The sequence below is a fragment of the Streptomyces sp. NPDC056161 genome, assembly GCF_042268025.1.
Lineage (GTDB): Bacteria > Actinomycetota > Actinomycetes > Streptomycetales > Streptomycetaceae > Streptomyces.
The window spans coordinates 23,923-34,902 of sequence record NZ_JBHJUV010000083.1 but is presented as its reverse complement, the minus strand read 5'-3'; the positions used below and the strand labels follow the sequence as shown (position 1 = coordinate 34,902).

At 72.9% G+C, this 10,980-nt stretch carries 10 protein-coding genes and 1 pseudogene; 8 read left to right on the top strand and 3 right to left on the bottom strand.

All coding sequences use genetic code 11. The annotated features are described in order from the left end of the window. The 6 genes and pseudogenes from ACFC09_RS42350 to ACFC09_RS42325 form a co-directional block, all read left to right on the top strand. Positions 1 to 132 (top strand): annotated as a pseudogene (locus ACFC09_RS42350) (4-hydroxy-3-methylbut-2-en-1-yl diphosphate synthase); the annotation flags it as partial. A 708-nt stretch (positions 133 to 840) separates the two neighbouring features. Continuing rightward, positions 841 to 966: a hypothetical protein gene (locus ACFC09_RS42345; RefSeq protein WP_376537854.1), complete on the top strand. Its 126-nt coding sequence runs from the start codon at positions 841 to 843 to the stop codon at positions 964 to 966. A 112-nt stretch (positions 967 to 1,078) separates the two neighbouring features. After that, positions 1,079 to 2,893 (top strand): alpha-L-fucosidase, encoded by a 1,815-nt coding sequence (locus tag ACFC09_RS42340; protein WP_376537852.1) that lies wholly within the window; start codon positions 1,079 to 1,081, stop codon positions 2,891 to 2,893. A gap of 98 nt (positions 2,894 to 2,991) precedes the next feature. Then, positions 2,992 to 3,837 (top strand): GNAT family N-acetyltransferase, encoded by an 846-nt coding sequence (locus tag ACFC09_RS42335; protein ID WP_376537850.1) that lies wholly within the window; start codon positions 2,992 to 2,994, stop codon positions 3,835 to 3,837. A gap of 283 nt (positions 3,838 to 4,120) precedes the next feature. Beyond that, entirely contained in the window at positions 4,121 to 4,690 is a 570-nt protein-coding gene (locus ACFC09_RS42330; RefSeq protein ID WP_376537848.1) for a GNAT family N-acetyltransferase, read from the top strand. Between the two features lie 40 nt (positions 4,691 to 4,730). Next, on the top strand, positions 4,731 to 6,434 hold the full coding sequence (locus tag ACFC09_RS42325) for a proline--tRNA ligase (protein ID WP_376537846.1): 1,704 nt from the start codon (positions 4,731 to 4,733) through the stop codon (positions 6,432 to 6,434). A 503-nt stretch (positions 6,435 to 6,937) separates the two neighbouring features. Here ACFC09_RS42325 and ACFC09_RS42320 read toward each other — a convergent pair. The 3 genes from ACFC09_RS42320 to ACFC09_RS42310 form a co-directional block, all read right to left on the bottom strand. Further along, the gene (locus ACFC09_RS42320) at positions 6,938 to 7,846 is read right to left on the bottom strand and encodes an aminoglycoside phosphotransferase family protein (RefSeq protein WP_376537843.1); all 909 of its coding nucleotides are present in this window, start codon (positions 7,844 to 7,846) and stop codon (positions 6,938 to 6,940) included. 157 nt (positions 7,847 to 8,003) lie between these two features. Beyond that, entirely contained in the window at positions 8,004 to 8,528 is a 525-nt protein-coding gene (locus ACFC09_RS42315) for a ferritin-like domain-containing protein (RefSeq protein ID WP_376537841.1), read from the bottom strand. A 71-nt stretch (positions 8,529 to 8,599) separates the two neighbouring features. Continuing rightward, positions 8,600 to 9,121, bottom strand: a complete 522-nt coding sequence (locus tag ACFC09_RS42310; RefSeq protein ID WP_376537839.1) for a hypothetical protein — start codon at positions 9,119 to 9,121, stop codon at positions 8,600 to 8,602. 194 nt (positions 9,122 to 9,315) lie between these two features. On the opposite strand from ACFC09_RS42310, the gene rimP reads away from it, so the two are divergent. Both rimP and nusA read left to right on the top strand, forming a co-directional pair. Beyond that, on the top strand, positions 9,316 to 9,912 hold the full coding sequence (rimP, locus tag ACFC09_RS42305) for a ribosome maturation factor RimP (protein WP_376537837.1): 597 nt from the start codon (positions 9,316 to 9,318) through the stop codon (positions 9,910 to 9,912). Between the two features lie 2 nt (positions 9,913 to 9,914). Then, entirely contained in the window at positions 9,915 to 10,901 is a 987-nt protein-coding gene (nusA, locus tag ACFC09_RS42300; protein WP_376537835.1) for a transcription termination factor NusA, read from the top strand. Positions 10,902 to 10,980 lie beyond the last annotated feature (79 nt).

Genomic DNA, 10,980 nt, shown 5'->3' with positions numbered 1-10,980 from the left:
GGTGAGGTGATCAAGACGGTTCCCGAGTCGAAGATCGTGGAGACGTTGATCGAAGAGGCGATGAAGCTCGCCGAGCAGATGGAGGCCGAGGGCGCGGCCTCCGGCGAGCCGTCGGTGTCGGTCGCCGGCTGACCACGACCGCAACGCCCGGGAGCCGGACGAGGATCCGGCCCTCCGGGTGACCACCGCGGACCCGCTGGCCGTCGGCCCTCCGCCGACTGCCGTCGGCTTTCCGCGCGCCGCTGTCCGCCGCCGAGCGTTCCGCCGCCGGCTCTCCGCTCTCCGCTCTCCGCTGTGGGCGGTCGGCGGTTGTCCGCGGCCGGCTCTCCGCCGCCGTCCGCCCGCCGTCCACCGTCCGCCGTGATGAAGGTGGTCGCGGGCGTGTGCTGCCCGTACGGACCGGCCGGGAGGACTCTCCCGGCCGGTCCGCAGCCACGTGACCGGCCGTTCCGGGGGCGGGTCCGGTAGCCCTCTCACGTCTTCGCTTCCGGTCGAGCTTCACACCGACCGGCCGACATGCCGCAGCCCGCCCCATCCCCGGCACGCCGTGACCGCCGCTCCCGGTTGAACTGCGGGTTCGCGATTACCCCCGCGCCGTGTGAGCGTGATCCCTTGACAGCTCCGATGTATCGCAGGACTTTGTCCGAGCGCACGGACCGAGGAAGCGCTGTCCCACTGCCGGGTGTGCCCCGGCCGACGCCCCGCAGGAGTCGCCGTGTTCGGACCAGAGCTCAGGGCCAGGCCGTATGTCCACCACAGGTCCGGGAGGCCGCCCCTGGGTGGCGTCGCCGGTGTCGTCCCTGACGGCCTCCGTCCGCACCCTTGACGCTGATTCATCCGATGACCGAGAGTGCGGTCGGCGTCCACGGACGGCGCGGCATCGGCACCCCGCACATGCGCGCCCACGGCAGCACCCGCGTAGACGCACCCGCCGCCGCTCCCGCACCCCGCAGGCAGGACAGGTGATCCCGTTGCCCCGCACGTCTCCCGGCGTACCGCCGAGCCCCGACGTCATCGGGTCCGCACCGGATCTCGCCCTGGAAAAGGTCTTCGTCGACGGAAACGAGGTCACACACCCATGAGGCCAAGAAGGCACGCCGTCCAGCTGCTGTGGGTGGCCGTACTCGCCCTGCTCTGCGGCCTGTTCACGGCACCCGCCGGCCAGGCGGCCACGGTCGCCCCGCCCCCGCCCCCGCTCACCACGTCCGCCGCCGATCCGCCCCGCCAGACCATGCTGCGCAACGCCACCGCGGGCCTCTTCCTGCACTGGGGCATGTTCACCGCCCCCGCGCACTACGACTGCGCCTCCTGGGAGCAGGCCGTCACCGACGGCGGCTGGGACCCCGACCACTGGGTGGACGAGGCCCGCAAGATCCGCGCGAGCTACATCGTGCTCGCCACCTTCCACTCCCGGCTCGGCTACGCCCGCCCCTGGCCCTCGGCCATCCCGGGCTCCTGCTCGACGAAACGGGACATCCTCGGGGAACTCGTCGACGCGGCCGCCGCCAAGGGGCTCAAGGTCATCCTCTACATGACCGACGACCCGCAGTGGCACGACGAGAAGGGCGTCGAGAGCCTCGACTCGGCCGCCTACTCCGCGCACAAGGGCCACGACGTCGACCTCACCACCCGCGCCGGCTTCGGCGAGTTCTCGTACGACAACTTCTTCGAGGTCATGCGGAACTACCCGAAGCTGGCCGGGTTCTGGATCGACAACGACAACGAGTACTGGGAGCAGCACGACCTCTACGGGCAGATCCGCCGACTGCGACCCGACATGACGCTGAGCAACAACAACGAGGACACCCCGATCATGGACATGGTGTCCCACGAGCAGAAGACCGGGATGACCCCGCCCTACGACCAGCCGTCGGCGATCTGGACCCCGATGCCGCGCCTGACCGAGTCCTGCTACAAGGTCCCCGACACCGGAAGCTGGTGGTACGACGGCCAGGACCGCCCCGTCTCGACCGGCCTCAACGTCGACCGCTACATCGCGAACGCGGGCAACTCCGTCCGCTCCCTCATGGACTTCACCGCCATGGTCGACGGCCGCTTCCCCGCACAGCAGGAGAAGTTCCTCGACCTCATGAAGGACTACCTCCCGCCCATCTGGGAGTCCCTGCACGACGTCCAGGGCGGCGGCTTCATGTACGGCGGCATGCAGCCGGGCAGTTGGAACGACGGCGCGTACGGCTACCTCACCGTCAGCCGCGACCACCCCGACACCACCCAGTACGTCCACGTCACCACCCGTCCCACCACCGGTGACCAGGTCCGCATCCGCGACAACGGCTACCGCGTCGAAGGCGTCACCGACCTGCGCACCGGTGAACGCCTCCACTTCGACCAGCGCGACGGCACCCTCACCGTGCGGGGGATCACCGACTGGGACCCGTACGACACCGTCTTCAAGGTGCGCACGGCGCCGCACCGCGAGGGCGGCTACCCGGCCGGCAGCGTACGGGCGAGCGAACCCACCCTCACCGACGGCGACTTCACCACCTACACCGACAACAAGGGCGTACTGCCCGCGCGTTACACCCTCGACCTCGGCCGGGTCCGCCCGGTCGGTTTCCTGGGCGTCCAGCAGCGCGAGTGGTCACCCACCTACAACCGGGAGACCTTCGGCCGCAAGGAGGACTCCGCGCGGATCAAGGACTACACGGTGTCCGTGAGTGACGACGGCGGCACCTGGCGTGAAGTACGGGCCGGGGTGCTGGAGAGCGCCCGCGGAATCCGCTTCATCGACCTCCCGGACGGCCTGCGCGCCCGCTACCTCACCCTCGACGTCGCCACCACCTGGTCCGCCGAGACCGTGCCCGCGTACTACCGGCAACTGCGCATCGACGAGATCCAGGTCGGCCACGGCCACCCCACCGGCCACGGCTGACCGGCCGCTGAACCGCGTCGCCCCCGTGGGGCGGCGCGGCACAAAATCGGCGGGTACAGTGCGGAGATCAGCAGAACCCCCAGGGTGAGGCCCCGCACGTGTTGACCCAGACCACCTCACGGGTGCTCGAACCGAGCGACCTGGACGCCGCGCTCGCCGTCCTCGACCGCGAGCCCGTCGCGAACGCCTTCGTGACGTCGCGCGTACAGGTGGCCGGCCTCGACCCGTGGCGGCTCGGCGGGGAGATGTGGGGCTGGTACGAGGACGGCATGCTGACGTCCCTGTGCTACGCGGGCGCCAACCTGGTCCCCATCTGCGCCACCCCGCGGGCCGTGCGCGCCTTCGCCGACCGCGCCCGCCGGGCCGGCCGCCGCTGCTCCTCCATCGTCGGCCCCGCCGGACCCACCGCCCAGCTGTGGCGCCTGCTCGAACCGCACTGGGGGCCGGCCCGCGAGGTCCGCCCTCGCCAGCCGCTCATGGTCACCGACCGCATGCCCGTCGCCATCGCCCCGGATCCCGCGGTCCGCCGCATCCGCAGGGACGAGATGGAGACGATCATGCCGGCCTGCGTGGCGATGTTCACCGAGGAGGTCGGCGTCTCCCCGCTGGCGGGCGACGGCGGACTGCTCTACCAGGCCCGGGTCGCCGAACTCGTCGCCTCCGGCCGGTCCTTCGCCCGGATCGACGACGGCAGGGTCGTGTTCAAGGCGGAGATCGGCGCGGCCACCGACCGGGCCTGCCAGATCCAGGGCGTGTGGGTGGCCCCCGAATACCGGGGGCGGGGCCTCGCTGCCCCCGGCATGGCGGCGGTCCTGCGCTATGCGCTGGCGGACGTGGCCCCCGTGGTGAGCCTGTACGTCAACGACTTCAACACTCCGGCCAGGCGGACCTACCTCCGGGTGGGCTTCCAGGAGACCGGGGAGTTCATGAGCGTCCTCTTCTGACCGGGACCGAGGCCGGGACGGGGCCGGGGCCGCAGACGGGGACGGGGCGGCCGGGGCCGCCTGGCCGGCGAGTGCCGTCAACCCGTCGGGTGGGTGCGGGCCGCCCGCTGCGCGACGGGTCCGCCGGACGCGGACGGTGCGCGCAGGATCACACACGGGTGGCCGGACGGCGGATCACGCGCGGGCCGGGGTGCCAAGCCGTCGTGTGCGGGCCGTGGCGCGCGTGACCACATACCGATCCCACGCCCCACGGACAACCGAAACCCCCCTGTAGGCTCCGGCCATGGACCTCGTGATCGGCCCCCTGGACCTCTCCGCACGCGTCGACGAGGCCCTAGCCGTCCAGGCCCTCGCCTTCGGGCTCGACGCCGACGAGGTCGCCGTACGCCGCCACATCGTCCTGCGCCACATGACCTACCCCGGGGCGAGGGCGCTCGGCGCGACCGCGGCCGGCGCGCTCGTCGGGTTCGTGTACGGCATGCCCAACGACCGCACCCACTGGTGGTCCACCGTCGTGGAGCCGTACCTGCGGGCCCAGGGCCACGACGGCTGGCTCGACGGCTCCTTCGTGATCACCGAGCTGCACGTCCACCCGTACCACCAGAACCGGGGCATCGGCCGCGCCCTGATCACCGGCATCACCGACACGGCCGCCGAACCCCGGTCGATCCTCTCCGCGATCGACACCGACAGTCCGGCCCGCGGCCTCTACCACTCCCTCGGCTACCAGGATCTGGCCCGCCAGGTCATGTTCCCCAGCGCCCCCCGGCCGTACGCGGTCATGGGCGCCCCGCTGCCGCTGCGCCGCCGCCGTCCGCGAATGGATTTCCGGCCGCGGCGACCGCCCGGCTAACCTCCTAGCCATCACCCTTATCCGGCAGGAGTACGAGAAGATGGCGAACGCACCGGTCCAGCGCATGTCGCAGTTGATGGCCAAGACGCTGCGCGACGACCCGGCGGACGCCGAGGTCCTCAGCCACAAGCTGCTCGTCCGCGCCGGCTACGTGCGCCGCACCGCCGCCGGCGTGTGGTCCTGGCTGCCGCTCGGCAGGCGGGTGCTCGCCAACGTGGAGCGCATCGTCCGCGAGGAGATGGACGCGATCGGCGCCCAGGAGGTGCTGCTGCCCGCGCTGCTGCCCCGGGAGCCGTACGAGGCGACCGGCCGCTGGGAGGAGTACGGCCCCGAGCTGTTCCGCCTCCAGGACCGCAAGGGCGGCGACTACCTGCTCGGCCCGACCCACGAGGAGATCTTCACCCTGCTGGTGAAGGACCAGGTGTCCTCCTACAAGGACCTGCCGGTCATCCTCTACCAGATCCAGAGCAAGTACCGGGACGAGGCCCGGCCCCGCGCGGGCATCCTGCGCGGCCGCGAGTTCCTGATGAAGGACTCGTACTCCTTCGACCTGGAGGACGAGGGCCTCGGCCGGTCCTACGCCCTGCACCGGCAGGCGTACCAGCGGATCTTCGAGCGCCTCGGCCTCGACTACCGGATCTGCGCGGCCACCGCCGGTGCCATGGGCGGCTCCAAGTCGGAGGAGTTCCTGGCCCCGGCCGAGGCCGGCGAGGACACCTTCGCGGACTGCCCGAACTGCGACTTCGCCGCCAACACCGAGGCGATCACCTACGAACTGGGGCCGGTGGACGGCTCCTTGGTGCCCGCGCTGGAGGAGATCCCCACCCCGGACACCCCGACCATCGAGACCCTGGCCGCCTCCCTGGGCGTCCCGGCCTCGGCCACCCTGAAGAACCTCCTGGTGAAGGTGGACGGCGAGATCGTCGCCGTGGGCGTCCCGGGCGACCGCGAGGTCGACATGGACAAGGTCGAGGCGCACTTCGCCCCGGCCGCGGTCGAGTTGGTCACCGCCGAGGACTTCGCGGACCGCCCCGACCTGGTGCGCGGCTACGTCGGGCCGCAGGGCCTGGAGAAGGTCAGCTACCTCGCCGACCCGCGCGTGGCGCCGGGCACGGCGTGGATCACGGGCGCCAACAAGGAGCACACGCACGCCAGGAACGTGGTCGCCGGCCGTGACTTCGAAGTGGACCAGTACGTCGACGTCGTGGTGGTGCGCGAGGGAGACCCCTGCCCGAACTGCGGCACCGGCCTCAAGCTGGACCGCGCCATCGAGATCGGCCACATCTTCCAGCTCGGCCGCAAGTACGCCGACGCCCTCAAGCTCGACGTCCTCGGCCAGAACGGCAAGCCGGTCCGGGTGACCATGGGCTCCTACGGCATCGGCGTCTCCCGCGCGGTCGCCGCCCTCGCCGAGCAGAGCGCCGACGAGCAGGGCCTGTGCTGGCCCGCGGAGGTCGCCCCGGCCGATGTGCACGTGGTGGCCGCGGGCAAGGCCCTGCAGACCGAAGTGGCCCTCGACGTCTCCGAGCGGCTGGCCGCCGCGGGCCTGCGGGTCCTGGTCGACGACCGGGCCGGGGTCTCCCCGGGCGTGAAGTTCACGGACTCCGAGCTGATCGGCGTGCCGAAGATCCTGGTGGCGGGCCGCCGCGCGGGCGACGGCGTCCTGGAACTCAAGGACCGCAGGACCGGAGAGCGCGAGGAACTGACGATCGACGAAGCGATCACCCGGCTGACCTCCCGCTGAGCCCACCACCGGCGGGGCAGCGAGGCGCCGCCGCCCGCCGTGGGTGGGGCATGCCCCACCCACGGCGGCATGTCACACCCACCGGGCGCCGCGCCCGCGCAGCGGACATCACCTGTCACCGGGCCGGCCTTAGCGACGGTCGGCCGGGGCGGCGATCGGCCTGGGTGACGGCGACGCCCTGGGCGGCGGCGATCGGGCCGACCCGGCGGTGGCCGGCCTGAGCGACGGTCGGCCATAGGCAGCGACCGGCCCGGACGGCGTTGCACGACCGATGGGCCGAGCGGCCGACGGGCGGGTGGGTCAACGGGCCGATCGCGACCCCTCGGAGGCGCCGGTCACCGACCGCCGCAGGCACCGGCCACTCCACCACTGTGGTGGCACCCGATGGCCCCGGTGGCACCGGACCCGCGCCGTGGCACCGGACCCGCGCCGTGGCGTCGTGTCCGACGCCATGACATGGGCCGATCGGCGGACCGCCCGGGACCGGCGGAACCCGTACGCCCCTAGAGCCAGCCGGCGAACTCCAGGAGCAGTTCGGCGTCCTGGCCGCGGCCGACGCGGTGCGCCCGTACCCCGGACTCCACCGCCCGGAACAGCGTCCAGCCGCGCAGGCGCTCCTGGTCCACGTCCAGTGCCTCGGCGAGCCGCTTCACCCGGCGCCGGGTGGTCGCCGAGCCCGAGGACGACGCGATCAGGTCCTCCACCCGGTCCCGGACCAGCCGGGCCAGGTCGAAGGCGCACTCGCCGACCACCGGGTCCGGCCCGACCGCGAGCCACGGCATCCGCTCCCCGGCCAGCACCTTGCTCTGCCGGAACGTGCCGTGCAGCAGCCGGTGCTCGGGCGGCGCGGCGAGCAACTCCTCGCGGACCGCGAGTGCCGCGTCGACCAGCGGCGCCAGCTCGGTGTCCGCGTCGGCCCCGGCCCGCATCGCCGCCGCCTGCCGACCGGTCCGCTCGGCCACCGTCTCGAACGGATGCGCCGCGTCCCCGCCGGGCGGCTCCACCCACAGCCGGCGCAGCGTCCCCGCCGCCTCAAGCAACGCTCTCGCCTCCGGCAGCGAACGCACCGACAGGTCCGGGTGCAGCCGCTCCAGCAGCAGCTCGCCCTCGGCCAGAAAGGGCTCAAGGAGCTGGACGGCACCCCGACCGTCCCAGTGTGTGAGCGCCGCTCGCTCGCTCTCCGGCCGGGCCCGGCGCGGCGCCAGTTTCAGCACCGCCGGTGACCCGTCGGCCCGCCGCACCAGCACGACCAGGCTGCTGCGCCCGCCCGGCACCTGTACCCGTTCCACGGTCAACTCGCGCAGCGCGACCGCCTGCCGGACCGTCTCGGGCAGCTTCTCCAGCCAGTCGCCACCGTCCGGTGCCGTCTCACCGAGCGCACGCGCCAGGCGCCGCGGCGATTCGAAAGCCATGCGCGAGTCGTTCCTTTCCTGCTGTACGAGCCTGCGCCGCACTCGGTCCGTACGTACGGCCGTACGGACCGTCCGCCCATCCGCACGGTCCGTCCGTCCATCGGTCCGTACACCCGTACGATCGCCCGTACGTATCGCCGTCCATCGGCTCCGGGGGCTACGGCGTCCGCGTCGCCGATGCCCGTGCCGATGCCGATGCCGATGCCGAATCCGATGCCGGCGCCGGGTCCGTCCCGGTCGGCGCGCTCGTGTCGGCCCGTTCGGCGAGACCAGGGAAGGCTACGCTCTCCCCGCGCCAGCGCACCGCCCGCACCGCGGCCTCCCGCAGCGCCAGCGCGGCCGTGCCGCGCCGCTCGCCCGAGACCGCCCGCACGAGGTCCGAGTAGACCCCGGCGACCCGCTCCTCCAACTCGGCGGCGAGCCGTATCGCCGCAGCCGAGTCCGGCACCGGGAACGGCAGCGCGTAGGCGGCGCTCGCCGCGACCGGCTGGGCGCCCCGGTCACGCACCTCGCGCTCCAGCGCGTCCCGCCGTGCCCGGTGCGCGTCGTACGCCGCCTGCGCCTCCGCACGCCGCCCCGTGGCGATCCGCCCGCCGACCACCCCGTACCCGTACACGGCCGCGTGTTCGGCGGCCAGCGCCGCCTGCAACGCCGGCAGCCCGCCGTCCTTCGCCTCGCTCACTCGGCGCCCTCCTCCCGCGCTGCCCGGGGAGCCGGGCGCGTCCGTTCGGTCGTCCCGGTCGGCCGTCCCGCTCACTTGCCGCCGTCCGTCAGCAGATACGCGTGCGCCGCCCCGGCCGCCGCCACCGAGGCCAGCAGCCGCGCCAGCTCGCCCGGGACCTCCAGCAGGGCCTTGGCGCGCCGGTCGGCGAGGTCGCGTTCGGCGGTGGCGAGCGCCGCCAGCGCCTTCGCAGGGTCCGTCGGGACCGCGGCGGCCGGGACCGCGGCGGCCGGGGCCGCGGACGGCGACGGGTCCGTCGCCCCCGCCTCGAACGCCTTCGCGTGCGCCGCCACCTCCGCCCGCAGCGGCCGCAGCCGCCGCGCGAGGTCCGGATGGGCGGCGAGCACGGCGTCGTACCGCGCGGCCAGCTCCCGGCTGTCCCGGGCGGCACGCGCGCGCGACCGTTCGTCGGCCGACCGGCTGCCGCCGCCGGCGGTGCCGGAATCCCCGTTCCCGCCGGAGCAGCCCACGAGCAGGACCGTTCCGGCAGCCGAGGCGAGCAGGGTTCTTCTCCGCGGCCCCCAAAGGGCGCGCGACGGCGGGGAGAGGGGCACGGCAGACGTCCTCGGGGAACTCGTACGACGAGAAGGGGGCACGCTCGTGATCACCGTACCCGCGTGTCCGCCGGGCACCGGCCATCGGCACCGCTCGTGCGCAGGTGGACGGCAACACCCCCTGCGACCGGATACCCTTTGACCAGACGCGCGACCCATCCCACAACAGCACACGCGGCCGAGGAGTCACCCGGATGAGCACCACCCAGAGCGAGAGGCTGCGGGAACTGCTGGAACCGCTCGTCGCCTCACAGGGACTCGATCTCGAAGAGGTCGCGGTGGACACCGTGGGACGCAAGCGGGTGCTGCGTGTCGTCGTCGATTCCGACACCGGTGCCGATCTGGACCGGATCGCCGATGTGAGCCGCGCGCTCTCGGCGAAGCTCGACGAGACGGACGCGATGGGCGCGGGCGCCTATGACCTGGAGGTGGGCACCCCGGGAGCGGAGCGTGCCCTGACCGAGTACCGCCACTTCGTACGGGCCACCGACCGGCTGGTGAAGTTCCAGCTCCACGAGGGCGGCGACCTGCTGGCGCGGATCCGCGCCGTGGACGAGGCGGGCCTCGACCTCGAAGTGCCCGGCGTGAAGGGCCGCAAGGCCACCACGCGCAAGCTGGCCTTCCCGGACATCGCCAAGGCGCGCGTGCAGGTCGAGTTCAACCGCAAGGACAGCGACGCGTCCCGGGCGAAGCCCGCCGGGCACGACGCCAACGGCCTGGACGACGCGGACGACCTGGACGACTTGGCCGACACGGACCACACGAACGACAAGAAGGAAGAGGAGGCGTAGCCGTGGACATCGACATGAGCGCCCTGCGGGGCTTGGTACGGGAGAAGGAGATCTCCTTCGACCTGCTGGTCGAGGCGATCGAGTCGGCCCTCCTCATCGCCTACCACCGGACCGAGGGAAGCCGCCGGCACGCGCGTGTGGAGCTCAACCGGCAGACCGGGCACGTGACCGTGTGGGCGAAGGAGGACCCCGAGGACCTGGAAGAGGGCCAGGAACCCCGGGAGTTCGACGACACCCCGTCCGGGTTCGGCCGTATCGCCGCCACCACCGCCAAGCAGGTCATCCTGCAACGGCTGCGCGACGCCGAGGACGACGCGACGCTCGGCGAGTACGTCGGCCGTGAGGGCGACATCGTCACCGGCGTGGTGCAGCAGGGCCGCGACCCGAAGAACGTGCTCGTCGACATCGGCCGGCTGGAGGCCATCCTGCCGGTGCAGGAGCAGGTGCCCGGCGAGACGTATCCGCACGGCATGCGGCTGCGCTCGTACGTCGTCCGGGTGGCGAAGGGCGTGCGGGGCCCGTCGGTCACCCTCTCGCGCACACATCCCAATCTGGTGAAGAAACTCTTCGCGCTGGAGGTGCCGGAGATCGCCGACGGCTCCGTGGAGATCGCCGCGATCGCCCGGGAGGCCGGTCACCGCACCAAGATCGCGGTCCGCTCCACCCGTTCGGGCCTGAACGCCAAGGGGGCCTGCATCGGCCCGATGGGCGGCCGGGTGCGCAATGTGATGGGCGAGCTGAACGGCGAGAAGATCGACATCGTCGACTGGTCGGACGACCCGGCGGAGATGGTGGCGAACGCGCTGTCGCCCGCGCGGGTGTCCAAGGTGGAGGTCGTGGACCTGGCGGCCCGGTCCGCCCGGGTGACCGTGCCCGACTACCAGCTGTCGCTGGCGATCGGCAAGGAGGGCCAGAACGCCCGGCTCGCCGCCCGGCTCACGGGCTGGCGGATCGACATCCGGCCGGACACCGAGCAGCCGTCCGAGTAGCCGCGAGGGCCTCCGTCCGGGCGGCAGTCACCCGGACGGAGGGAATAGATCCGAGTCACTGGCGGCTTGGATCACGACA